We start from the raw sequence: 22,743 nt of genomic DNA, 5'->3' as shown, positions 1-22,743 counted from the left end.
CTTGTCATTAAACAGGATTTTCAGCAGTTTCTAGCCAGGTTCTTAGTCGCTCAATAAGAACGTCCAAGTCGTCCAGCAAAGGCATGTCGGGCAGTCGTTCTGCGATTACGTTGCGGACATTCGTGTACCACCAGAGCTGTTGGCTCGGAGTAGACCGAAAGCGGTCCCACAGGGCTTGACCATCGCGGCCCAAATCCTCCAGAGTCTGGCTGAGATTGTGGAACTTATCCGCGGCGGCCACGATGAGGGACTCCTCGCTGCCACGGGTAAGCTGCTCCAGGTAAGCATCGGCGCGCTCCTGCCACGAGGGCAGGGAAGAGTCTTTGGTGACACCCTCGACGATCTCCACCACCCGAGGCCCGAACTCATCTTCCATCTCGGCGCGCGAATAGTTCTCCGGCACGTCTTCCAAAATGTCGTGGAAGAGGGCTGCCAACAGCACGTCTTCGTCATTAGTCACGCTCGCCGCAATCAACATCACCGCCATCGGATGGCTGATATAGGGAACGCCAGAGCCCTTTCGGTAGTGCCCATCGTGCGCGCGGGAAGCAGTTGCGATGCCGCGCATGAGCCTGTCGCTAGGGCGTGCCGAAGCAAAAGTGTCAGCGTTTTCCATGGGTATCCCGACCTTTCGTTGATGCTTGAAAAATAGCAGCGTCTAAGCTTGAACATCATGAACGTCGCAGAAGTAGATCCGCTCATCGAGTCGATGTACCGGTGGTCCGATGTCAGTGGTGTCCTGCTCATGGGCATCATCGGTGGCACCATCGCCCGGCAACGAGGCTACGACATCATCGGGTTCTTCTTTATTGCGCTTTTCTCCGCACTGGGCGGCGGCATGATTCGCGATGTTCTGATTAACCAGGGCACCGTCGCCGCAATGAGTCAGCCGGAGTATCTAATCCTGGCTTTTACTGGCGCGCTCATTGCGCGATTTGTCTATTTTAAAGGGAAGACCTGGGAATATGTTCAGGTCCACGGTGACGCTGTGGTTTCGGGGCTTTGGGCTGCCACAGGCACGGTCAAAGGTGTCACTTATGGCTTGCCTATTCTGCCGTGCATCATGATGGGCGTTTTCACTGCCACTGGTGGTTCCATGATCCGTGACATTGTGACCGGGCGGGTACCCGCTGTTTTCGGCGGCAACCAGCCCACGGTCATCCCCGCCGTGGCTTGTGCGGTCATTGTCATCGGAGGCCACCATTGGGGATTTATGGCCGTATCTATGGTCATTGGTCCTATCGTCAGCATCCTGCTTTCGCTGTTGGGGTACTGGGGTAATTGGCGAGTGTCGGCGCACTCGGAGTGGGCACCACTGAACGACACTGCGGCGCAGATTGCGGTCCTCGCACGTCGCGCAGAGGGCAAGAGCCGCGAAGTTGGACGACGATTCGAGCCCGCACGCCTCCGCAGCTGGCGTCACCGTCAGATGGAAAAGGCGCTGCAGCGTCGCATTCAGGCTGAGGTTGATAGGGGAGTGTCGCGTTCCGACGCAGAGGCCAACGCGGAGGAATTCCTAGAGGAGTTCAATGCGGACTTCCCAGAGGATTTGCACATGCCGACGGCGCAACAAGAGGCAGGGCAGGAAGACAGCGACGAATCCAACTTCGGTGTTGACCTATCCGGTGATTCCTATGACGACTACGGAGAAGACACGGCGCTTCGGCAGCGGGAATACCGGGAGATGCTGGATCAAATTCTCGCCGACGATGAGGCGACAGATTTGCTCGTCGCAAAGCTGATGAAGAAATACGAACAGCGGGATTAGAGGAGCAGTAAAAACATGGCATCGACGAGTACTGCAAGCAGGCATTTTGGGCACATTATTAAGGAACACACCCTTGAGGTTGCCTGGGATCCATTTACCGAAGCTGCGAATGCCGCGACATTTGATCTTTTCGCCAGGGAAATCTATGCGCCAGGAAATGAGGATGCGCCGGCAATTGTCTATTTGCAGGGCGGCCCGGGATTTCCGGCACCGCGTCCGGTAGGTGCCAGCGGAGTAATCGGTGAGGCGCTAAAGGAATTCCGCGTCATCCTGCTGGATCAGCGCGGCACTGGGCGCTCGCATCGAATTGATGCGGCCAATATTGCGGATATTCCGGCCGCGCGGCTTGCACAATTGCGTCAGGAATACATCGTCGAAGATGCGGAAGCATTGCGAAAGCATTTGGGCATTGCCAAATGGTCGCTGTATGGCCAGTCCTTTGGCGGGTTTTGCATTACTTCGTATCTCAGCCGCTATCCGGAATCCGTGGAGCACGCCTACCTCACAGGTGGGTTGCCTGTTCTGGACCGTGGCGCTGATGACCTCTATCGCACGACGTATGCGAAGCTGCGCACCCGCCACGAGCGTTTTTATCGCGAGTATCCGTGGGCCGAAAACCGCATTCGAGAAATCTGCGCGCACCTGGAGCAATCTGCAGAAACTCTCCCCACCGGTGAGCGACTGAGTTCTCGCCGATTCCGCACCATCGGAATTGAATTAGGCCGCGGAGATGGATTCCACAATCTGGCGTATTTGTTGGAAGAGCCATTCCACATTCGCAATGGCGAAAAGCAACTACGCACCGATTTTCTGGCCGATGTAGGATCCCGCGTGAGTTTCGCCGACGGTCCGCTATACGCCGCGATTCACGAATCCATTTATGGTGGCGTAGGGAGCCAGCCAACAACCAATTGGGCAGCTCACCGCATTCGCGAGGAAATTCCAGGTTTTGAAGAAAAGGCCAATCCGACAGGAGACGAGCCGTTCTACCTCACCGGCGAGCACATTTTCCCCTGGCAATTCGAGGAAGACCCCGCGCTTATACCTTTTAAGGAAAAGGCGGAAGCATTGGCGCAGCGCACCTGGGAAAGCTCGCCGTATGATTCTGCGCGCTTGCTTGCCGACGCCCCGACCTCGGCAGCCGCGGTTTATCTCGACGACATTTTCGTACCATTCGAATACTCGATGGAGACGGCCAACTGCTACCGAGATCTGCGACCACATGTGACCAATGCATTCCAGCATGACGGCATTCGCCACGATGGTCCGGCAATCTTTGCACGGCTCCGCGAGCTCGTCGAGGATCATTAGGAGCGAATATCCGAGTGCTGCGGAAGACCTGCGCGGAGAGCTAGAACGATCCTAGACCTCGGCGCGCGCAAGCCGAGCAAAGGCGCCGTCGGCGCTCAAGAGGTTGTCATAGGTACCGTGCTCGATGAGCTGGCCGTTCTCGATGACGAGGATGTCATCGGCCTCAGCCAGAGTCTGAAGTCGGTGTGCAATGAAGATGCAGGTCGCTCCACATGCGCGGGCATTGTCGACGATACGAGCCTGCGTCAGCGGATCCTGGTGGCTGGTGGCTTCGTCGAAAATGACAATCTTTCCGGCGAGATTTGCACCGGGGTCGTTGGGCACGGAACCGTCGGCAAGTACCGCGCGTAAGTAGGTGCGAGCCAGCGCTAGTCGTTGACGCTGACCACCGCTAAGCCGCTGCGCGCGGCGGCCAATGGGCCTGTCCAGTGGCATCTCAGCAGGGCTGATGGCAGCGAGTTCGAGTGCCCAGTGCATCAGTGATTCGGGAACCTCGCAGCCATCAGGTGCGCCGAGGCACAAGTTCTCAGCGACAGTGGCCTCCATGAGAAAGGGATTCTGATCTGCGACAACAACCGCTCGGCAGACATTTGTTGAGCCGAGGTCACGGGAATTGTGGCCATTGATGATGACCTCTCCCGCATCCGGATCGACATGCCGTTGGATTAGCCGGGAGAGTGTGGACTTGCCCGAACCGGTTGGTCCGACCACACCGATGAACTGGCCTGGGACAATTCGCACGTTGATATTGGTCAGCGCAGGGTTATCGGCGCCAGGGTAGCGGTAGCTGACATTGCGCAGTTCGAGGGCAGGGACTGAGTCGCCGGAGTTAGCCCGGGCGCCCTGCGCATATCGCGGTTCAAGCTGCTTCGGAAACTCCAGCGACTCCGGCTGCTCCGGTTCCTCTACGGTCGGTGGCTGCGCGGCCAGCTCCCTAATCCGAGTGACTGCGTTGAGCCCCGCTGGCAGAGAAGACGCCAACCGTTCAATCGAATCCATTGATGAAGCAGTTCCCGCCACCAGGGACGTCGTCACCAAGACAGCAGGGAGCATTCGGTAGTCGGCTGAAAGCGCCGGGATACCAGCACAAAAGACGGCAATGCTGCCACCCCAAATCCGAAGTCCGGTCGCGCCAGAGCGCAGTCCCGCCCGCTTGCCGCCTGCACGCATCTTCTGCGCAAGCTGCTCGTCGAGCTCACGCAATCCCCGCAGCCGCTGCTCAGCTGCGCCGTAGATGAGGATTTCCTCCCGAAGTCGCAACGTATCAGCGATGTACTGCGCAACTTCCGTGCGTGTGGAGTTCGTTGCGGAAGCCTCCGTCGTCGCCTTCTTAGAGCCTGCGAGCGCAATCACGAAGCCAACCGCGAAGGTCAGCACCAAGGCAATCGCAGGCAGTGCTCCGGCAGTCAATGCAGCTGTTACGATCGCCAGAAGAGGAATGAGTACGGCCGTCACCGCGGGCGCAATCGTGTGCGCGAAGAAAACTTCCACACGGTCAACATCACGAATCGCAATCGTGTGAATCCTGGCAGTACCCAGCCCATCGGTTACCGCGGGCGCCTGCGGGATAAGACGCTCGACGATCCACAGCCGCAGCTCACCGAGCAGCCGAAACGCCGCCAAATGCCCGAGGTACTGCTCGACATACCGCAGAATCGCCTTCAACAGCGCCAGCCCCGCAACCACGCCAATGACCGCCCACGTCCACTGCATGCCCATGCTTTGCGACGAGTCGGTTGCATCCCACCTCGACAGCGCAATTGTGGCAATCGCCCAGGCAGGCAAAGCCAGCATCAATGCGCCCAGAATGTGCCCAGCCACGCGTGCGAGAATGGATGCACTGAGCGCCCCGCGAGCCTGTGCGGAAAAGCGCAGCAACCAGATGATGTTGTTCATGTCAGCTCTCCTCCGTCAGCGCTCGTGCGTAATACTCATTGCTTGTGCTCAGTTCGTCGGGTTTGCCCACAGCCACGATTCGGCCTTCGGCAACGACAATGACCAGGTCAACGTCCGAAAGTGCTTCCATTCGGTGAGCGACCATGATGCTCGTGCGACCTTCAGCGAGGCGGGTCAAGGATTCCTTGATGAAACCTTCCGTCCGACGATCGATGTCCGCTGTCGGCTCGTCGAGAAGCACAATCGGAGCGGCGCCGAGCAGACCACGCGCAATGGCCAGGCGACGTCGTTGCCCGCCCGAGAGCCAATTGCCCTGATCGCCGACCTCCGAATCGAGACCACCAGGGCGCTGCTCGATTTCAGTGAGTAAGTGCACGTCGCGAAGTGCTTTTCGCATATCGACGGCCGTTGCGTACGGGCATGCGATGCGAAGATTGTCCGCGACGGTGGTGCCGAAGATGGCTGGTTGCTGGGAGATGAGCAGCGAGTTGGCGAGCAACTCCGGGGTTGGAAGCGCGTGGCCGTCGAGGCAGACTTCCCCGGAATGCGGCTGCAGACCTGCAAGTACACGCAGGAGTGTGCTCTTTCCGGAACCGCTGGGGCCAACGATGCCGACCCTGCTGCCGGCTGGAATGGTCAGGTTGATATCGGAGAGAATGCGCTTTTCGCCGATGTCAACGCTCACATCGCGGAGGGAAATCTCCGGCTCCGGTGCGTGCGGTGCGGTGGCCTTGGCGGAATGCGTTGTTCCGGCTGTGAACGCTTCAGCTCCAGGCTCACCGAATATCTCCACAATTCCATTTCGATGCGTGCGCCCACCGAGTCCGATATAGAAAGTGCGGCCGACGCGATTGACGGGCTCGTAGAGCAGAACGGAGAGAAAAACACCTGCGAGAGCTGTACCAACGCTGATCGCATCTGCCTGCAAACGCAGCAAGACAAGACCGATTGCGGTCGTCGACATTGCAATGCCAAAAACCGCGTCGTTGACAATAATCATCAGTTGATTGCGGGCGAGCAGGGCGGTGAGCTCAGCCATCGCAGTGCGAGTTTGGCTGGCGAAGCGTGCCATTACCCGGTCAATTGCTCCAAGAACTTTGAATGTGCCCAGCCCTTCGAGCATTTCCAAGTACGCATGCGTGGCCTTGGCTTGCTTTCGGCGATACGTCGCATTGGATCTCCGCAGAATCTTGCCAGCACCAATAATGATCAATGGCGTGGAAATGAAAAATACCGCTAGCCACAAGGCGGTTTTCGTATCCACCCACAAAGCCCAGACCGCCAAAATGATCAGTGGAGCACTAAACGAGGCCAACGTGGGAGCGAGAAATGTCGCTCGGTAATTCGCGGTCTGTTCGATGCTTGTGGTCGCGGCATCGAAGAGTAGGCCCTCGCCAGTGTTGGAGGAGCTTCGGTGTGCGTGACCAGCTTTCCCGCCACGGTGCCCTCTGCCATGCGCGTGTTTCGGGGCTGGTTCAGGAGCAGAAAACTCCGGCTTCAGTACACTGCCAACCACGTGTGAGCGCCACAGCTTTTCCTGCTCACCAGCAAGCCGTGGTGGCAGTGCCTCGGTGACATAAGCACAGAGGCTTCCCAGAATGACCGCCACAATGGCAGCGGTCAGGGATTCATGAAGTCCCCACTGCCCAAACCAGTTGCCACCACTGGTGTCTGCGACACCGCCGTGCAAACTGCTTAGAGCATCGAGTGCGTGTCCAAGAGACACGGCACTGAGAGCGAAGAAAAAGCTGCGCCCCCAGCTGGATAACAAAACCCAGTGCATTCCGCGGGGTGGGGAAGTCAGTGCTTCATGAATCCACATAGCGACGTGAAAACCTATTTTCTATTTAGCCAGTGCGTCAGCGATCTCGCGCAGTCCATCGGGCATGTGCATTCCGGCGGTGCCAGAGGTCGTCTTCGCATCAATCAGTTGCACTCGATCATTCTTGACCGCAGCGACGTCGGCAAGCGCCGGATTATCCAGCAACTCCTGGAATGGAGCCTTGCCCTGGCCGTGGAAATCCTGAATCAAAATGACATCCGGATTCAGCTGCACAATTGTTTCCGGGTCAGCGGGAACGGCACCCGGGCGCTTGCCCTTTGGCGAGATCGGCTCGCCACCGGCCAGCTCAACGAGATTCGTCGTCGCCGATTGCATGCCCATAATCATCTTCTGACCACCGCGGGCAAACAGGACCAGCGTCTTTGGCTTAATTGTGGAATCAATTTCCGAGAGAATCTCTTCGGTTTCCGATTCAATCTTGGCAACCATTTCGGCCGCCTTGTCTTCGGCTCCGAGCAACTTGCCGAGTTTGGTCACCGACTCTGCCAGCGCCTTCGGCGAGGCGAAATCACTGCTGGCAAACGCCGCAGTCGGAACATCGCTGGCACCCAGCAGCTCACTTGCCGACTGCTCCTGATCATGGCGGCTGGTCATCAACACCATGTCCGGCTCATAGGACAGAATCTGCTCCGGATCTGGCTTCGTGGAGTTGGCAATCGCGTTGGGCACCTGGCGCGCCAGCTCAACTTGATTACCCGAGCTCTCATCGAGTGCATTCTTCGTCACCGCTACGACACGCTCTGGCCCAACCAGTTCCAGCGCCAGATCCGCAACCTCGGTCGACAGCGCAACGATGCGCTTCGGCTGGCTCTGCACCGTAACGTCGTGGTCGCCGACGGTCACAGTACGCGGCCACTGTGCTTGCTGGCTCGTCGCAGTTTCGCTTGACGACGGCTGCTGCGCCGTCTCCTCCGAGGAAGAACAAGCGACCACCGCAGCGAGCGGGAGCGCTGCAATCAACGGCAAAGTGACGGCCTTTTTAGAGTTTCGCTTCAAAGCAGAGATAGGAGAAGTTGGTGAAAACACGAAAGTACTTCCTTGAGTGTTGAGTTGTGATTGTTGGGAAAGTTTTCGGTTGCGTTGGTGCCAGCTGGATTCAGACAGTCTGAAGCAGTCAGCCGCCATCAGTCAGCCGGTCGAGCTCGCGCCAACGCCGTCACTCGCAGTGAACCGGTATGTGGATCGGTATCGACAGCACTGGAGATGCGATAAATCGCATCTATTCGGGGAGGCGTCAGCACTTCTTCGGCGGAACCAGTGACTTCCAATCCGCCGTTGTGAATCACGCTGAGCCGGTGGCAGCTGCGGGCCGCGAGGTTGAGGTCATGAAGGACGACTCCGATACCGTGGCCCTCGTCGGCAAGCTCGCCGAGCAGCTCGAGGATTTCCAGCTGAAACCCGATGTCCAAGGCCGCAGTGGGTTCGTCGAAAAGCATGACCTTGGCCTGTTGTGCCAATAGCTTTGCGATGAACACCAATTGCCGCTGCCCGCCGGACAGAGCCGTGATCGGGCGGTCGGCCAGTGCGGCGACACCAACGCGTTCGAGGGCATAAGTGACGATGTCGTGGTCCGTGGAGCTGAGCGAACTGCGGAAACGGTCACGTCGACGGTGGTGCGCATACCTACCGAGTGCCACGACAGTTCGAACGTCAATAGCAGCATCGGCCGGCGTGTGCTGCGGCAGGTACGCCAATCGAGTGGCGCGTTCGTGGGCTCGAAGCTTCGTCAGCGGCGCGCCTAGGAGCTCAACCTGCCCTGAACTCGGTGTCACAATTCCCGCCATTGCGCGGAGCAGGGATGATTTTCCGGTGCCGTTGGAGCCGATGATGCCGTGGACTTCGCCAGGTCGAATAGCGAGGTTCGCGCCACTTACGACGGTCCGATTGCGGTAACCGACACTGAGGTCGGTAGCCCGCAGCAGCGAGGTGCTGTCGGCGTTTGGCTTAGTGACGTGGTCGCTGAGGTTTTGTGCCTGCTGACTCATGACTGGCGGCCACCTTGCCGAAGAATCAACGCGAGTAGCGCAGGTGCGCCAAGGAACGCGGTGACGGTGCCAGTTTGCAGAGCAACTGGGGAAAAGAGACTGCGGGCGACGAGGTCGGCGAGAATGAGAAACACTGCGCCGAGGCACATAGAAATGGGCAGCAGGCTGCGGTGATCGGGGCCGATGACAAGGCGAATCAGGTGCGGGACGACCAATCCGACAAAGGAAATAACGCCAGTGACAGCGACGCCCGCTGCCGTGACTAAAGCAGCCAGGGCGAGTAGCAGTTGCCGGATCCAGACTGTGCGCATACCGGTGGCAGCGGCCTGTTCTTCGCCGAGGAGGAGCAGGTTGAGCTCGGGAATGAGCATCATCAAGATAACTGTGCCGACGGTAATGGGGCCGACCGCCAGCACAATGTCCTGCCAATTCGCAGCAGTTAAATCGCCGTTGAGCCAGAACATGGCCTGTTGAGCGTCATCGCTGTGTGGCGCGTTCGCGATGGTGGCGGCAATGACTGCGCCGAGAAATGCATTGAGCGCGATGCCCACGAGCAGCAGGGTGGCACCGCTGCCGCCGTTGAGACCCGCGACGGTCTGGACAAAGATGACAGCCAGCAGTGCGCCAACGAATGCACCCGCTGAGAGCACCCACGGTGCTTTGGCTGCCACACCAGTCACGATAAGGATGACGGCTACAACTGCAGCTCCAGAGGAGACGCCGGTAACACCGGGTTCGGCCAGTGGATTGCGAAAAACTGCCTGCATGGTCGCGCCTGCGACAGCGAGCGAAGCGCCGACCAGTCCCGCAAGGAGGACACGGGGCAGCCGGATGCTCCAGACAAGTGATTGCGTGGCAGGGGATAACTCTGGCAAAAGGTGGTTGAGAGCCGGGAGGTCGTCGGAAAGCGTATTGATGAGCGGGGTGAGCAGTGCGACGATGCCGTTGCTGAAACCTGTTCCCGCGGGGCCGATAGAGATCGCCAGGAGGATTGTGGCGGGGACGGCGAGGAAAAATAGAAAGCCGAAGAGCCGGGCTCGAAGTTTTTGTTTTCGAGTACGCGGAAGAGAAGCTCTATCGACAATAGTTTTCACTTGGTTAATGATGGACAAGTTGAAAATAATTGTCAATAAAGGTGTGTTGGTGGGTCGGCGGGATCTCCTAAGAACAGCAAAACCCCGCATTAGCACCCTTGTGAAAATAGGGTGCTAATGCGGGGTGAAGAAGCTCTGTAGCTTACTTCTTGTCGCCCAGGCGCTCGTCTGCCATGTCGCGAACCTTCTTGATCTGGTCGGCCTTGTCCTCGCCGAACTTGTCCTTGCCCAGCTGCTCAGCCTTGTCCAGAACCTTGTCGGTGTTCTCTTCGTTGCCCAGTGCTTCCTTGGCCTTGTCCATAAGTCCCATGGTGAAGACTCCTTCCATTTTTAACGTCTAGTCACGCTTTTTCGTTTGTGACATAGAGTGTACCGATGAATTGGCGACCTCGCGACCGTATCGGACTCACGGAGCGAATCCGAGCTTCGACTAGCAACACCGGGACTGAGGATTCGCCTCCGCATCAGAATGTCGACGTCTCCAGTATTCGCGCTCACTGGGAATCGGCTGATCTGGATGATGAATACGCAAGTGCTCGCAGTACTTCTGGTAGTCGTGGTCCCCCATGAGCTCGCCGATGTACCAAGCGATCGCCTTGAAAGGCTTCAATGCCTGCGTAATCATCAGTGTCCCCCGACATGGGCGTGTGAGTGGGCGGTCTCCTGGAATCGCCGCGGATCGTCGTCGGGAATCTCAGCCCACGCGGACTCAATCTCCTTTTCAACATCCGTGCGCACAAAACCAATCGGTGCGAAGTAGCGGGAAGCAACGTAGGGCTCGGCGCTCGTTCCGACATCCTTGCCAGAAGCAGCACCATTTTGCAGCGCCCTCACGATTGCTACGACACCAGCGAACACAACCATCAGCGTCACAGCCGCGAACACCACAGAGAGTGTTCCCTGTACAGCGGTGTTACGGATCACGGCATCGATGTCCTCAGCCGTCTTGGCCGTCTTGAACTCAGTCAGCCCCTGCGCCCTCGCATCCTTGAAAGCATTGTGTAGTGCCCAGTAGCCAATCGCGGGGTCATCGTGGAAGATCTTCTGCCACGACGCAGTCATGGTGATAATGAGATCCCACGCCAGCGGCAGGCCAGGAATCCACGCCCACTTGACCAGGCCATGCTTTACGACGACCACCGTGATCAGTGTCAACGCCATTGCCGCCAGTAACTGGTTTGCAATACCGAACAGTGGGAACAGCATGTTGATGCCGCCCAGCGGGTCGGTGACACCCATGACCAGGATGGAGCCCCAGCCGAGGCAGACGACAGCCGAGGTAATCAGGTTGCCGGCGGTCCACGACGCATCGCGGAACTTGGTCAGGCCGGGGATGTTGCCAATGGCGTCGGCAAGCATGAAGCGGGCGACACGAGTGCCTGCGTCGATGGTGGTGAGGATGAACAGGGCCTCAAACATGATGGCAAAGTGGTACCAGAAGGCCTTGAGAGCATCGCCGCCGAAGAGGTCGGACAGAATCTCCGACATGCCGAATGCAAGCGTCGGGGCACCGCCGGTGCGGGAGACGATGGAGTTCTCACCGACGGACTGTGCTGCAGCGGTGAGTGCTGCCGGGTCGGTATCCGGAGAGTTCAGGCCCAAGCTGTTCACATAGGCCGCCGCGCTGTCGGCAGCGCCGCCGGTTAGTGCGGCAGAGGCATTCATGGCGAAGTAGAGATGTTGGTCAATGATGACGGCTGCGCACATTGCCATCACAGCCACGAAGGACTCCATGATCATGCCGCCGTAGCCGATCATGCGCATCTGGGATTCCTTTTCCACCAGCTTCGGAGTGGTACCTGAGGAGACCAGTGAATGGAACCCGGACAGGGCGCCGCAGGCGATGGTGATGAACAGGAACGGGAATAGTTCGCCGGCAAATGCCGGGCCGGTACCGTCCAGTGCGAACTTGGTGACGGCTGGCATCTGAATGCTCGGGCTAACCAGGACAATGCCAACAGCCAGCAGTCCGATGACGCCGATTTTCATGAAGGTCGACAGGTAGTCGCGTGGGGCCAGTAGCAGCCATACCGGCAGGACGGAGGCGACGAATCCGTAACCAATCAGTGCCCAGGCCAGAGTGGTCTTGTCCCACAGGAAGATGTCGTGCCAGGTCGGATCGGCGTTGACCCAACCACCGGCGATAATGGCCAGCATAAGAAGGACGACACCGATGATGGAGACCTCAGAGACGCGACCCGGGCGGATGTAGCGCAGGTAGAGGCCCATGAAGATGGCGATTGGGATAGTCATCGTGATGGAGAAAACACCCCACGGAGACTCGGCAAGTGCGTTGATAATTACGACACCGAGCACCGCAATCAGGATGGTCATAATGACCAAAATGCCGACGATTGCGAAAATGCCGCCGACTTTACCCATCTCGTCGTTAATCATCTGACCAAGTGAACGGCCCTTGCGGCGCGTGGAAATGGCCAGCACCATGTAGTCCTGCACAGCTCCCGCAAACACCGCACCGAACACAATCCAGATTGTGCCCGGCAGGTAGCCCATCTGGGCTGCCATAATCGGTCCGACCAGTGGGCCCGCGCCAGCAATGGCGGCGAAGTGGTGTCCGAAGAGCACGCGGCGGTCAGTCGGCATGAAGTTCTGGCTGTCGTTGTAGCGCTCAGCGGGAGTAGCGCGGTCATCGCGTGGGCGAATGACGTTGTACTCAATGAGGCGTCCGTAGAAGCGGTAGCCGATGATGTAGGTTCCCACTGCGGCTAGCACGAGCCAGGTCGCGTTAACGGTCTCACCGCGGTTGAGGGCAATCATCGCCCAACCGATGGTTGCGACAATGGCGATGGCGGCAAAAATCAGCCGCTTGGACCAGGGCATTGGACGTCGGTCGACATATCCGACCGGCGGTAGATCCTTTACTGGCGTGAGTAATTCGACGCCCGGGCGCTCTGCAATGGTGGTTGCAGAAGTATTGGGTTCTTGCGCTGGCATGGCACCCCTTATCTAAAAGCATGTAGAAATGCGGTCGGTTCCGACGCTGAGTGTCGAAAACGCAAGGGGTGGGAGTGCTTGCCGACGGTTCGAGCGGGGAATCAACCAAAAACGAAATAATGCGTGTGTTTGCGCCAAGGGGTGGTGAAACGCAAAAGCACCGCGCTGGTCAGGTTGAACTCAGTGGGTGGGGCAGCAATTATTAGAGAAATTTAACTTTGGTTTAGTGGTAAGTATAGGACTCCCGAAGGGGTCGGTTAACACTGGCTACAAAATTTCTTCAATTGCCTCGGTAGGGCGAGCCATGCGGACGCCCTTGTCGGTGACGACAAAAGGGCGCTCAATCAGACGCGGGTGCGACACCATCGCATCCAGGAGTTCCTCGTCGTTGGATTCCTTTGAGAGTCCCAGTTCTTTGAACTCCGCTTCCTTGGTGCGCACAGCGTCGATGACGTTCAGGCCGGCGGCCTCGATTAGCGAACGCAGCTCGTCCTTGGTTGGGGGAGTGTCCAGGTACTTGATGATTTCCGGTTCGATACCGGCCTCACGCAGTACAGCGAGAGCCTGACGTGACTTTGAGCAGCGAGCGTTGTGATAAATCTTTGCTTTCATGTCTCCATCATGGCTGATGTTGTGGCGTGAAGGTTGATGCTGTGGCGTGGTTGCCTGTGGCTAGAGCTTGTTCAATGTTTATCTTTAGAGAATGTAGTTCTAAAAACACTTAAGTTCAATGGGTTGAAAATGCTTGTCGTTAGGTTTACTCTCGCACGTGATAAATGAACGGCGAAGACCGCCCAAACCGCCCTTAAAGGGAACTGCTTTACGGAAGTGGTTGGGCATCCGTGGCCGTCGTAAAGCAGTAATGAACAACCAAGAGTGGACACAAACATGACAGTTTCCGGAAAACTTTCGCGGTCGGCCAAGTCCTTGTGCGCGGGCCTTTCGATCCTGTTAGCTGGCGCTGGCCTTGCAGCCTGCGGTGATAGCAACAGTGAAGCCAGCGGCGAGAACCCAATCAACGTCGTGGCTTCCACGACGCAGATCTGTGATTACGTGAAGCAGCTGGACATCGATGAAGTTGATTTGACCTGCCTGTTGGCGCCGAATGCAACGGCTCATGAGTTGGAAATGACCCATGAGCAGCTGACCAAGACCGGTAACGCGGATCTCTTGTTCGTCAACGGAGTCGACCTGGAGCACTTCCTGGACCAGGCGATTGAATCCTCGGGCTTTTCCGGAACGATGGCAGTAACCAGTGGCGTTCTCACTGCAGGTGACGTAGATGCCATGAAGGCGGCCAAGGATATGGACAAAACCAAGCCGCTGCCGCCAGAGAAGGCAAAGAATGGTAACTACACCATTGACCGAGGGGTGGAAAAGATTGATGTCGCCCCATGGCCATTTCCGCCGGAAGAGCCCGGTGAAGAGGCGGAATTCCGCTTCGATCCGCATGTATGGACCTCGCCTAAGAACGCCAAGATTCAGGTTGCCAACATCGGCTACGCCCTGGAAAAGGTTGCCGAGGAACGTGGCGACAATGAGCTGAAGTCCACCATCGCCGACCACGTTGCGGTCTACCAGGACAAGCTGGATCAGCTGGATCAGTGGGCAAGTAAGTCCATCGCCACTGTGTCGGACCCTGTGCTGTTTACCAGCCATGATGCTTTTGGATACTTCTCCCACGAGTTCAATATCAACTTCATCGGCGCAGCGCTGTCTGATTTCAATGAGCAGCAGGATGCCACGGCCGCGCATATTGCCGAGGCGGCAAAGACAGTGAAGGACTCGGGCGCAACCGCGCTGTTTGCGGAAAACTCGAACAACTCGAAGTCAATTGAGGCAATCGCCAAGGCCGCGGGTGTCAAGGCCATCGTTGGTGAGGACGCGCTCTACGGTGACTCGCTTGGTCCGGCCGGCAGTGACGGCGAGACCTACATCGGTTCAATCATCCACAACGTCACTCAGGTTGTGACGGCATGGGATGGAACCGTCGCGCCACTGCCAGAGGGTATCAAGTGAGTCTCAACCACTTAGCCAACCCCATGTCAGCCGACCCGATAGTCACGCTCTGCGATGCCTCATTCGGCTACACGGCGGTACCCATCGTCAGCCACATCACCGCCAGTGTCGCGCCGAGTACCGGGCTTGCACTCATCGGCGCCAATGGCTCTGGAAAAACGACCGTGCTGCGCGGAATCTTGGGCGGGACTCGTCTCCTCGCTGGTGAGATGCACAATAACGCGAAGATTGTGTCCTACGTCCCGCAGTCGGCAGACCTCGATCGCACTTTTCCGGTCACGGCTTTCGATGTCGTCGCCATGGGGGTTCTGCGCGAACTGCGCCCCTTCCAACCGCTTGGACACCGCAAAGAACGCATCCACGCAGCGCTAGCCAAAGTCGGGCTTGCCGACCGCGCCGTTGATCGTTTCGGCAACCTCTCCGGAGGTCAGCAGCAACGTGTCCTGTTGGCGCGCGCCATCGTCGCACGTCCGCAACTCGTGCTTCTCGACGAGCCGTTCAACGGCCTCGACACTGAAAATCGGGTGATGCTGCTGAATCTCCTCAACGAACTGAAGGAAAATGGCACGGCGATCATTGCGGCCACTCATGATCTCGTGCTTGCTGAAGAGACCTGCGAAAACACATTAATCGTGGCAGAGCAGCCGGCTTTTGGTGCGACCTCGAAGTTGGTGCCAGCCTATGTGGACTGAGCTTGCGAATGCGCTTGGGGTAGCGCCTTTCATGTTCAGACCGCTGGTGCTGCTGATAGCCCTCGGGGCGGTCTCTGGCCTGGTCGGTGTCATCGTGAACCTGCGTGGCCTCGAATTCAATGCCGAGGCCATGGTGCATTCGATTTTTCCCGGAATTGTGGCCGGTGCCGTATTCGGCGGCATCGACATGATTATCCCGGTGGCTGCGGCATTTGCGGTGGTAGTGGCAGTAGCACTGACCTTGGTATCGCGCTCGCACATGTCGGAAGCTGGAGTGGCAGTTGTACTGACCAGCTTCTTTTCCATCGGTGTGATCCTCTCGCTGAAGAAAGGTGACCAGTCAGGACAGCTGGAAGCTCTCATGTTCGGGCGACTGCTGGAAGTCACCGACTCCCGACTCACCAGCGCCCTGATTGTCTGTGCCATCGCCTTGGTTCTTATCGCAGTGACCTGGCGCCAGCAGGTGTTTGTTGCCTTTGATCGCTTCGGTGCCAAAGCCGCAGGCGTCAATGTGTGGGGCATTGACCTCGCCATTAATGCGGCGATTGCTGCGGTGGTGGTGTCGTCGGCAAGCGCAGTGGGCGTGCTATTGGTAGTCGGCTATCTGGTCGTTCCGGGAGCGGCGGCGAGACTGCTGACGCGCCGAGTGCATGTGATGGTGCCGATTGCGATTGCAGTGGGCTGCCTCAGCGGAATCGTTGGGTTGGCACTGGTGCCTTTGGGGCCGGTGTCGCCTCAGGCCGTCGTAGCACTGACCTCGGTGGGACTGTATTTCGTGGCACTGGGGCTACGTGCGGTGATAGGAGGCGAACGTGTCTAGCATCCTGATTTTGCCAATCATCGAGCTGATACTGGTAGGAGCCCTGGCTGGAGTAGTGGGGGTACTCGCGGTGCTGGGCAGGCAAGTCTTCTTTGCAGAAGCGATTACCCATGCGACTTTTCCCGGTGCGGTTGTAGGCGTTGTTATTGCGGCAGCGCTCGGCCTGAGCCACTCGTGGATTTCGGTGTTCCTCTTTACCGGGGCACTTCTGATGTGCATTCCGATTGGGGCACTGTTCGGTCTGTCAAAAGTGGGGACGACATCCTCAGCGGCGGGAATTGTGCTGACATTCGGGTTCGCGCTGGGCTACTTCCTGAACAAGTGGTTCGCCCCGTTGCCGGTGAAGGTTGAGAGTTTCCTGGTCGGCAGCGTACTCAACGTGAACAAGATCGATATTGCGCTGTCGGGTGGGCTCTTGCTGCTGGTGGCGGTGGTGCTGGCGGCTCGGTGGCGGCAGCTGATTTACTCCACCTTCGACCCGGAATCTTTCGGGGTCGCGCATTCGAGGAGAAAAGCACAGTTGGTCATCAGCGGGCTGATTGTGTTGACTCTGGTGGCGCTGATTCCGGCCGTGGGTACGATTCTGTCCATCGCGCTGTTGGCTGCCCCTGCAGCTGCGCTTGTTGGGGTAGTGAACGATACCCGTTTGCTATTCGTGTTAGCACCATTGATGGGTATCGCGATTGGCCTGGTGGGGCTATTCATTGCGGTGGCGGCGAATCTGTCAGTTGGTGGCTGCATTGGCGTGTGCGCCGGTTGTTTCTATGTCCCCCTCAAGATTGCGGCAACACGCAATAACGCTAGAGTTTAAAGAATGCACGTGGAGGATTTACCAGCAAAGACCCAGGACTACCTCAAGGTCATTTGGGATTTGCACGAGCGCACCGGTGAAAAAGTGGCACTTGGCGACGTCGCTGAGCGGATGGGCGAAAAGAAGCCGACCGCCAGCGAGGCTGTGAAGAAGCTAGCTGCACGTGGCCTTGTCAACCACGAGCCGTACCGGGGCATCAGCCTGTCGGACCGTGGGCGGGATATTGCGCTGATTATGGTGCGTCGCCACCGGCTTATTGAAAGCTTCTTGGTCTCTACTCTCGGATACACCTGGGATGAGGTTCACGAGGAAGCCGAAAAGCTTGAACATGCGGTCTCGGAGGAATTTATTAATCGCATTGATGCAATGCTGGGATTCCCTGAGCGCGATCCGCATGGCGATCCAATTCCCAGTGCAAGCGGTACCATCGCCAGCGCAGTACGCACCGACCTGACGGATATCGAAGCTGGCGCGATGGTGGTAGTCGATCGTATTAACGACTCCGATCCGGAATTGCTGCGCTATTTGGCTACCTCAGGGGTAGGCCCGGGGACCGTGCTCCGAGCCGAAGCCACACCATATGCAGGCATGCATGTCTTCGCCATCCTCGATGAGGTGGGCGATACCGAGCCAAAGAAAATTCATGTGGCAGACTCGGCACTATGGGCAATCAAGGCGACTCCAACAACGAACTGACGAGAGCCGCAGCGCGCTCCTACTATAAGGTGTCGCGGAATCTCACTGGGCCGACGAAAGTGCCGCCCGCACCGTCAGTTTCGTTCGACAGCGTGAAGAGTACTCGTCGGCAGGCATATGCCAGTGTCGAGAGCGTTGATGTGCCATTGAATGCCATCGCTATCTCGCCTGCCGAGCAACAGGAACACATGGCCGCTCTCGAACGTCGCTTGAATGCCTCGACCAAAGACATGCGGACACTGCTTGACTACGAAGAGCAGCGCATCGTGGTCACTAGCACTGTCAAAGAGGCAATCGTCTATACGCTGCTGGCAATACTTCTTCTGGCAGCAGGCGTCGGACTTGGCTACGCCAGCCACCTGGGGGCCGATGCGATCTTGAATGCTGCGGCGGAGGTGACGCCGCGGTGAGTAAACGTTCAGGCTCCGACAACGGGTGCGTGACGGTCATTGTCGTATTTTTCTTCTTCGGCCTGATTGTTCAGCTCTTCGGTGTCACGTTGTGGATTCTGCAATATGCATTGCCAGTTGCGGGCTTGGTGCTTGCGATTCTCATTGCATACCAGGCGTGGGCCGGTGTGCGCCGCAGCGCTGAGGCGCACGAGCTCGTCGAGCGTAATCACGCTGAGCTGCAGCAGATTGCCATGGACGCCGAGTACCAGCTCACCGCAATCCTCTCTGCCTGGGACAACGTGAACACCACAATGGGCGTTGGCACCATCTACAAGGATGTATTTGCCTCCGGTGAGGCAACGCCGGAGCTCATCGAGCTACGCGGTGAGCTCTCTCGTGCTCGGAAGCTAAACAACCGACTGCGCGAGCAGCGCGAAACTATGACCAACCGGGAGCTGGTGGAAGCCATCTCTGATGCCGACGAGCTGTGGTGCTCGCTGACGAAGACGTATCAAAACGCTCGTCGCGAGCTGTAGTAACGCACTTGAATTACTCGACGGTCATCACAATCTTGCCGTCAGCGTGCCCGTCTTCCAATATTCGGTGGACCTCCGCGACCTCGGTGAGATTCTTAGTCAGTCCGATAGGAAGTGAAATCTCACCGGCAACCACGCGGTCGGCCAGGTCGGCATAAATAGTCGTATCATTCGAAATAGCCGGAATGTGTGCCTCAATGCCACGCTCCCTCGCCGGTGCCAGATCGGCCAGTGAAGGCAGCGCCACAATCCGACCATCCGATGCCAGCACATCCAGCGAGGGGAGGAAAGTGTCGAAGTACACGCCATCGAGCACAACATCTACGCCCTCGGGGAACTGCTGTCGCACAACCTCGAATACATCTTCCGCTGTGTAATCAATATGCTGCGCGCCAAAGCCCACTAGTTTTTCATGATGGCGTGACGACGCACTCGCCAACACAGTTGCGCCACGGGTAACCGCCAGCTGCGTCATCAGCTGGCCCACGCCACCACCGGCGCCATGAATGAGTACGGTGTCACCGCTTTTCACCTTTGCTAGCTGATTGACAGCCACGGTCGCCGTGATTCCCACCAGGGCAAGGCCCGCAGCGGTGACGTCGTCAAGCGAATCGGGCGTTCGGACGACACTGTCGGCGGGGAAGACGTTGTGCGTTGCGTAAGTGCCGCGGAAGTCGTCGAAGCCGCGCATGCCGAAGACTCGGTCGCCGGGGGCGAAGCTGTCCACACCTTCGCCGACGGCAACGACTTCGCCAGCGGCTTCGCGTCCGAGGACGGCCGGAGGGGTGAACTTTGCGCACAGACCGGAAGAGCCATCGCGCATCTTGTAATCCAGTGGATTCGCGCCGATGGCTATGGTTTTGACCAGGATTTCGCCGGGACCGGGCTGAGCAGGCTCGATAAGTGTCCTGGTGAAAATGTCAGCTGGGCCGAACTCCGTAATGGTCATTGCGTATGCGTTGCCTGGATTTGCTGCCATGTCCATCACTGTAGTCCTAGCTGCTAATTACGAACGATCGGCAAGCGGGAGGGCAGCGGTGACGGCACCGAACGACTCATTGAGGTAGGCGCTGAGGAGGTCGGCGGCGTGGTTAGGCGTGTCCTCGATGAGAACCTTGGCGATACTGATGTGGCGATTGGCGTATCGGGCATGAAGCTCGATGCTTTGGGGGTAGGAGAGAAAGCAAAGACGGAGTTGGGCCTGAATTGATTCGGCGGTGGCTAACAGGTCGGGGGACCCGGAAGCTCTGACGATGGCGAGGTGAAAGGCATTATTTCGTTCGGGAAGGTTCAATGATGACTGTGAACCACAAATAGAAAGAATCTCCTCGCCGAGGAGCTTTGCTTGGCTCGTGCTTAGCGACCGCAGTGTTCCGCATTCGGCGACATGGCGAAAAGCATACAGCTCGCGGATGCGTTCTTTGTCGAAGGAGGCGATAAAAACGCCGTGATGAGGGATGTGAGTAAGTAGCCCCTCAGATTCCAGCTTCCGGTACACCTGTCGGATGGTGTTGCGACTGACCTGCAGTCGCGCAGCAAGTTGGGTTTCACGGAGCTGCTCGCCGCTGTAGTGCTTTCCGGCGAGAATCTCTCGGCGCAGGACAGTTGCGGTGACATCCGCTACTGAAACGTCATGTTGTTTTTCCCCAGAGGACGTGTGGGCCTGATCGTCGAAGATGCTTCCGGGGGTAGTCATGTAATACAGACTACTAAAGCACTTTTGTGTGGCGGTCATCACCAATTAACATACGAGACATTGTTCAACAATCTCGGTGCAGACGATCTTCAACGTAGGAATCCTTCAACGTAGGAATCGTCTGGCTTGTAGGGAAAGGCCTTACGCTATGGACGCTTCAACATCTGCCCACAAGGCGCGTCGAACGGCACTCCTCGGCGCTGTATTCCTGATGGCGACCAGTGCTATCGGGCCGGGCTTCCTCACCCAGACCGCAACCTTTACGGCCAAACTTGGCGCGGCTTTCGCCTTTGCCATTTTGATCTCGGTGCTTCTTGATATCGCGATTCAGCTCAACGTGTGGCGAGTAATCGCTGTCTCTGGACACCGCGCGCAGGAGCTCGGCAACGCCGTGCTTCCGGGGTTGGGCTGGCTTATGTCAATTCTCATTGTCATTGGTGGTGTGGTCTTCAATATCGGCAACGTCGGCGGTGCTGGACTTGGCGCGAACGCGATGTTAGGCGTGGACGCAAAGATCGGCGGCATTGTTACTGCAATCCTCGCCATTGGCTTCTTTCTCTCCCGGCGGGCAGGTATGGCGCTGGACAAGGCACTCGTCGTGCTCGGTGTCGTGATGATCCTGGTCACTGGGGTTGTGGCGTTCAGCTCTAACCCGCCAGTAGGGGAAGCATTGAAAAACACGGTCATGCCCGACACGATTGACTTGCTGGCAATCATCACGCTGGTCGGTGGCACTGTTGGCGGTTACATTACATACGCTGGCGCTCACCGCATGCTTGACGCTGGCGCTGGCGGTGTAGAGAACCTCGCGCAGACCACTCGCTCATCTGTGACGAGCATCATCGTCACGGCCATCATGCGTTTCCTGCTTTTCCTAGCTGTCTTAGGAGTGGTCGCGGGTGGCGTGGTCCTCAATACGGATGGAAACCCCGCTGCAGAGGCATTCCAAGCTGCGGCAGGCGATTGGGGTATGCGCTTCTTCGGCGTTGTCCTGTGGGCTGCGGGAATCTCGTCGATTGTGGGTGCCAGCTACACCTCGGCAACGTTTCTGACTCGTTCCTCGGGTGCAGGAGCCAAGACTCAAAACACAATCACCATTGTCCTCATTGCAATCTCCACGCTGCTGTTCGGTGTCATCGGTACGGCTCCAGCGACGCTGTTGGTTTTCGCCGGAGCCTTCAACGGCTTGGTTCTACCAATTGGCGTTACTGTGCTGATTTACATCGCCCTGTTCCGCGCGGACCTCATGAATGGCTACAAGTACCCGAAGTGGTTGGCGGCTATCGGAATCGTGGGTGTAGCAGTCGCCTGGTTCTTGGCGTGGCGCTCATTCGGCGGTGTGTTTGAAATGCTCGGCTAATCCCCCCGGTTTCTCGCACAGCTCAGATGAGAACCAACATAACAACGGTACAAAGACCAGCATTATTACTTGGAAGGAGCGGTGACGTTTATGGGCGCCACTATCGATCTCAACTCTGATCTTGGGGAAGCTTTCGGCTCGTGGAAGATGGGTGATGATATCGCTCTGCTGGACATTGTGACCAGTGCGAATATTGCCTGCGGGTATCACGCGGGTGACGCTAGCGTCATGATGGAGACCTGTGAGGCAGCTGCCGCGCGCGGAATTCGCATTGGCGCGCACGTCGCCTACCGCGATCTCGCCGGGTTCGGACGACGTCGCATGGATTATTCACATCGAGAATTGCGAGCCGAAACCATCTATCAAATTGGTGCCCTATCGGCGTGTGCACGGGCGGTGGGTACCGAAGTTTCCTATGTCAAGCCCCACGGTGCCCTCTATAACCGCATCGCAGTGGATGAAAATCAGGCCGCTGCAGTGGTGGAGGCGCTCCTGCTCGCTCGCTCCACCTGCGGAGATGGACTTGCCATTATGGCGCAGCCGGGGTCGGTCATCGAACGGCTCAGCCTCGACGCGGACCTCCCTGTGATTCGGGAAGCTTTTGCAGACCGCGCATACAACTCCGACGGAACTCTGGTGTCCCGAGCACTCGAGGGCTCGGTCATTGTAGAACCCGATGCCGTCGTCAAACGCGTCATTGCAATGGCTAGTGGGGAACCAATCGCCGCCTACGACGGTTCACCGTTGACCGTGCAGGCTGACTCTATTTGTTTGCACGGAGACACCCCTGGCGCGGTCGAACTGTCCCGTATGATTCGCCAAGGGCTTGTCGACGCCGGAGTCACCGTCGCTGCCCACGTATAGCGCGG

23 protein-coding genes are annotated in these 22,743 nt (G+C 57.9%); 11 read left to right on the top strand and 12 right to left on the bottom strand.

Translation table 11 applies throughout. The features are described from left to right. Nucleotides 1-7: 7 nt before the first annotated feature. Nucleotides 8-616: an HD domain-containing protein gene (locus CORAM0001_RS01840; protein ID WP_005509583.1), complete on the bottom strand. Its 609-nt coding sequence runs from the start codon at nucleotides 614-616 to the stop codon at nucleotides 8-10. Between the two features lie 57 nt (nucleotides 617-673). On the opposite strand from CORAM0001_RS01840, the gene CORAM0001_RS01835 reads away from it, so the two are divergent. Continuing rightward, the gene (locus CORAM0001_RS01835) at nucleotides 674-1,768 is read left to right on the top strand and encodes a trimeric intracellular cation channel family protein (RefSeq protein WP_040360761.1); all 1,095 of its coding nucleotides are present in this window, start codon (nucleotides 674-676) and stop codon (nucleotides 1,766-1,768) included. A gap of 15 nt (nucleotides 1,769-1,783) precedes the next feature. Further along, nucleotides 1,784-3,079 (top strand): alpha/beta fold hydrolase, encoded by a 1,296-nt coding sequence (locus tag CORAM0001_RS01830; protein WP_005509585.1) that lies wholly within the window; start codon nucleotides 1,784-1,786, stop codon nucleotides 3,077-3,079. Between the two features lie 51 nt (nucleotides 3,080-3,130). Here CORAM0001_RS01830 and CORAM0001_RS01825 read toward each other — a convergent pair whose 3' ends face one another. The 9 genes from CORAM0001_RS01825 to arsC form a co-directional block, all read right to left on the bottom strand. Then, complete coding sequence (locus CORAM0001_RS01825) at nucleotides 3,131-4,975, bottom strand: ABC transporter ATP-binding protein (protein ID WP_005509655.1); 1,845 nt, start codon at nucleotides 4,973-4,975, stop codon at nucleotides 3,131-3,133. Between the two features lies 1 nt (nucleotide 4,976). Next, on the bottom strand, nucleotides 4,977-6,701 hold the full coding sequence (locus CORAM0001_RS01820; RefSeq protein WP_244261965.1) for an ATP-binding cassette domain-containing protein: 1,725 nt from the start codon (nucleotides 6,699-6,701) through the stop codon (nucleotides 4,977-4,979). Between the two features lie 117 nt (nucleotides 6,702-6,818). After that, nucleotides 6,819-7,844 (bottom strand): ABC transporter substrate-binding protein, encoded by a 1,026-nt coding sequence (locus CORAM0001_RS01815; RefSeq protein WP_005509437.1) that lies wholly within the window; start codon nucleotides 7,842-7,844, stop codon nucleotides 6,819-6,821. A 98-nt stretch (nucleotides 7,845-7,942) separates the two neighbouring features. Continuing rightward, on the bottom strand, nucleotides 7,943-8,803 hold the full coding sequence (locus tag CORAM0001_RS01810) for an ABC transporter ATP-binding protein (protein WP_005509622.1): 861 nt from the start codon (nucleotides 8,801-8,803) through the stop codon (nucleotides 7,943-7,945). After that, nucleotides 8,800-9,897, bottom strand: a complete 1,098-nt coding sequence (locus CORAM0001_RS01805) for a FecCD family ABC transporter permease (protein WP_244261964.1) — start codon at nucleotides 9,895-9,897, stop codon at nucleotides 8,800-8,802. Before CORAM0001_RS01805 ends, CORAM0001_RS01810 begins: the two co-directional genes overlap by 4 nt. Nucleotides 9,898-10,039: 142 nt before the next feature. Then, nucleotides 10,040-10,207, bottom strand: coding sequence for an antitoxin (locus CORAM0001_RS01800; protein ID WP_005509322.1), 168 nt, complete (start codon nucleotides 10,205-10,207; stop codon nucleotides 10,040-10,042). 120 nt (nucleotides 10,208-10,327) lie between these two features. Then, nucleotides 10,328-10,522 (bottom strand): YbdD/YjiX family protein, encoded by a 195-nt coding sequence (locus CORAM0001_RS10975; protein ID WP_005509412.1) that lies wholly within the window; start codon nucleotides 10,520-10,522, stop codon nucleotides 10,328-10,330. Beyond that, on the bottom strand, nucleotides 10,522-12,852 hold the full coding sequence (locus tag CORAM0001_RS01795; protein ID WP_005509727.1) for a carbon starvation CstA family protein: 2,331 nt from the start codon (nucleotides 12,850-12,852) through the stop codon (nucleotides 10,522-10,524). Before CORAM0001_RS01795 ends, CORAM0001_RS10975 begins: the two co-directional genes overlap by 1 nt. 267 nt (nucleotides 12,853-13,119) lie before the next feature. Further along, complete coding sequence (gene arsC / locus CORAM0001_RS01790) at nucleotides 13,120-13,464, bottom strand: arsenate reductase (glutaredoxin) (RefSeq protein ID WP_005509367.1); 345 nt, start codon at nucleotides 13,462-13,464, stop codon at nucleotides 13,120-13,122. A gap of 276 nt (nucleotides 13,465-13,740) precedes the next feature. Between arsC and CORAM0001_RS01785 the strand changes: the two genes are divergently transcribed. From CORAM0001_RS01785 to CORAM0001_RS01755, 7 genes are all read left to right on the top strand, one after another. Continuing rightward, complete coding sequence (locus CORAM0001_RS01785) at nucleotides 13,741-14,871, top strand: metal ABC transporter substrate-binding protein (RefSeq protein ID WP_040360756.1); 1,131 nt, start codon at nucleotides 13,741-13,743, stop codon at nucleotides 14,869-14,871. A gap of 23 nt (nucleotides 14,872-14,894) precedes the next feature. Continuing rightward, on the top strand, nucleotides 14,895-15,563 hold the full coding sequence (locus CORAM0001_RS01780; RefSeq protein ID WP_040360753.1) for a metal ABC transporter ATP-binding protein: 669 nt from the start codon (nucleotides 14,895-14,897) through the stop codon (nucleotides 15,561-15,563). Next, nucleotides 15,553-16,383: a metal ABC transporter permease gene (locus tag CORAM0001_RS01775; RefSeq protein WP_005509406.1), complete on the top strand. Its 831-nt coding sequence runs from the start codon at nucleotides 15,553-15,555 to the stop codon at nucleotides 16,381-16,383. The genes CORAM0001_RS01780 and CORAM0001_RS01775 overlap by 11 nt, the downstream gene beginning before the upstream one ends. Further along, nucleotides 16,376-17,194 (top strand): metal ABC transporter permease, encoded by an 819-nt coding sequence (locus CORAM0001_RS01770; RefSeq protein ID WP_005509640.1) that lies wholly within the window; start codon nucleotides 16,376-16,378, stop codon nucleotides 17,192-17,194. The genes CORAM0001_RS01775 and CORAM0001_RS01770 overlap by 8 nt, the downstream gene beginning before the upstream one ends. A 3-nt stretch (nucleotides 17,195-17,197) precedes the next feature. Further along, a complete protein-coding gene (locus CORAM0001_RS01765; RefSeq protein ID WP_040360750.1) occupies nucleotides 17,198-17,890 on the top strand; it encodes a metal-dependent transcriptional regulator in 693 nt (230 codons plus the stop codon). A gap of 92 nt (nucleotides 17,891-17,982) precedes the next feature. Next, the gene (locus CORAM0001_RS01760) at nucleotides 17,983-18,300 is read left to right on the top strand and encodes a hypothetical protein (protein WP_040360748.1); all 318 of its coding nucleotides are present in this window, start codon (nucleotides 17,983-17,985) and stop codon (nucleotides 18,298-18,300) included. Then, nucleotides 18,297-18,818, top strand: a complete 522-nt coding sequence (locus CORAM0001_RS01755; protein ID WP_040360746.1) for a hypothetical protein — start codon at nucleotides 18,297-18,299, stop codon at nucleotides 18,816-18,818. The genes CORAM0001_RS01760 and CORAM0001_RS01755 overlap by 4 nt, the downstream gene beginning before the upstream one ends. 13 nt (nucleotides 18,819-18,831) lie before the next feature. Here the strand turns inward: CORAM0001_RS01755 and CORAM0001_RS01750 are convergent, their stop codons facing one another. Further along, the gene (locus CORAM0001_RS01750; protein WP_231367183.1) at nucleotides 18,832-19,797 is read right to left on the bottom strand and encodes a quinone oxidoreductase family protein; all 966 of its coding nucleotides are present in this window, start codon (nucleotides 19,795-19,797) and stop codon (nucleotides 18,832-18,834) included. Nucleotides 19,798-19,824: 27 nt separating this feature from the next. Then, complete coding sequence (locus CORAM0001_RS01745; protein WP_005509634.1) at nucleotides 19,825-20,514, bottom strand: GntR family transcriptional regulator; 690 nt, start codon at nucleotides 20,512-20,514, stop codon at nucleotides 19,825-19,827. 148 nt (nucleotides 20,515-20,662) lie between these two features. On the opposite strand from CORAM0001_RS01745, the gene CORAM0001_RS01740 reads away from it, so the two are divergent. Together CORAM0001_RS01740 and CORAM0001_RS01735 are read left to right on the top strand one after the other, a co-directional pair. After that, complete coding sequence (locus tag CORAM0001_RS01740; RefSeq protein WP_005509331.1) at nucleotides 20,663-21,874, top strand: NRAMP family divalent metal transporter; 1,212 nt, start codon at nucleotides 20,663-20,665, stop codon at nucleotides 21,872-21,874. A 90-nt stretch (nucleotides 21,875-21,964) separates the two neighbouring features. Further along, a complete protein-coding gene (locus CORAM0001_RS01735) occupies nucleotides 21,965-22,738 on the top strand; it encodes a LamB/YcsF family protein (RefSeq protein ID WP_005509681.1) in 774 nt (257 codons plus the stop codon). Nucleotides 22,739-22,743: the final 5 nt, after the last annotated feature.

The sequence above is a fragment of the Corynebacterium amycolatum SK46 genome, from assembly GCF_000173655.1.
In the GTDB taxonomy this organism is placed as follows: Bacteria; Actinomycetota; Actinomycetes; order Mycobacteriales; family Mycobacteriaceae; genus Corynebacterium; species Corynebacterium amycolatum_A.
Note: the sequence above shows the minus strand (reverse complement) of the source record. Positions and strands in the feature narration are given on the sequence as shown.

Bases quoted from the DNA above. Each gene is read 5' to 3' on its own strand.
- CORAM0001_RS01840 (WP_005509583.1), bottom strand. From the start codon at position 616: ATGGAAAACGCTGACACTTTTGCTTCGGCACGCCCTAGCGACAGGCTC.
- CORAM0001_RS01835 (WP_040360761.1), top strand. From the start codon at position 674: ATGAACGTCGCAGAAGTAGATCCGCTCATCGAGTCGATGTACCGGTGG.
- CORAM0001_RS01830 (WP_005509585.1), top strand. From the start codon at position 1,784: ATGGCATCGACGAGTACTGCAAGCAGGCATTTTGGGCACATTATTAAG.
- CORAM0001_RS01825 (WP_005509655.1), bottom strand. From the start codon at position 4,975: ATGAACAACATCATCTGGTTGCTGCGCTTTTCCGCACAGGCTCGCGGG.
- CORAM0001_RS01810 (WP_005509622.1), bottom strand. From the start codon at position 8,803: ATGAGTCAGCAGGCACAAAACCTCAGCGACCACGTCACTAAGCCAAAC.
- CORAM0001_RS01800 (WP_005509322.1), bottom strand. From the start codon at position 10,207: ATGGGACTTATGGACAAGGCCAAGGAAGCACTGGGCAACGAAGAGAAC.
- CORAM0001_RS10975 (WP_005509412.1), bottom strand. From the start codon at position 10,522: ATGATTACGCAGGCATTGAAGCCTTTCAAGGCGATCGCTTGGTACATC.
- CORAM0001_RS01795 (WP_005509727.1), bottom strand. From the start codon at position 12,852: ATGCCAGCGCAAGAACCCAATACTTCTGCAACCACCATTGCAGAGCGC.
- arsC (WP_005509367.1), bottom strand. From the start codon at position 13,464: ATGAAAGCAAAGATTTATCACAACGCTCGCTGCTCAAAGTCACGTCAG.
- CORAM0001_RS01785 (WP_040360756.1), top strand. From the start codon at position 13,741: ATGACAGTTTCCGGAAAACTTTCGCGGTCGGCCAAGTCCTTGTGCGCG.
- CORAM0001_RS01780 (WP_040360753.1), top strand. From the start codon at position 14,895: ATGTCAGCCGACCCGATAGTCACGCTCTGCGATGCCTCATTCGGCTAC.
- CORAM0001_RS01775 (WP_005509406.1), top strand. From the start codon at position 15,553: ATGTGGACTGAGCTTGCGAATGCGCTTGGGGTAGCGCCTTTCATGTTC.
- CORAM0001_RS01765 (WP_040360750.1), top strand. From the start codon at position 17,198: ATGCACGTGGAGGATTTACCAGCAAAGACCCAGGACTACCTCAAGGTC.
- CORAM0001_RS01750 (WP_231367183.1), bottom strand. From the start codon at position 19,797: ATGGCAGCAAATCCAGGCAACGCATACGCAATGACCATTACGGAGTTC.
- CORAM0001_RS01745 (WP_005509634.1), bottom strand. From the start codon at position 20,514: ATGACTACCCCCGGAAGCATCTTCGACGATCAGGCCCACACGTCCTCT.
- CORAM0001_RS01740 (WP_005509331.1), top strand. From the start codon at position 20,663: ATGGACGCTTCAACATCTGCCCACAAGGCGCGTCGAACGGCACTCCTC.
- CORAM0001_RS01735 (WP_005509681.1), top strand. From the start codon at position 21,965: ATGGGCGCCACTATCGATCTCAACTCTGATCTTGGGGAAGCTTTCGGC.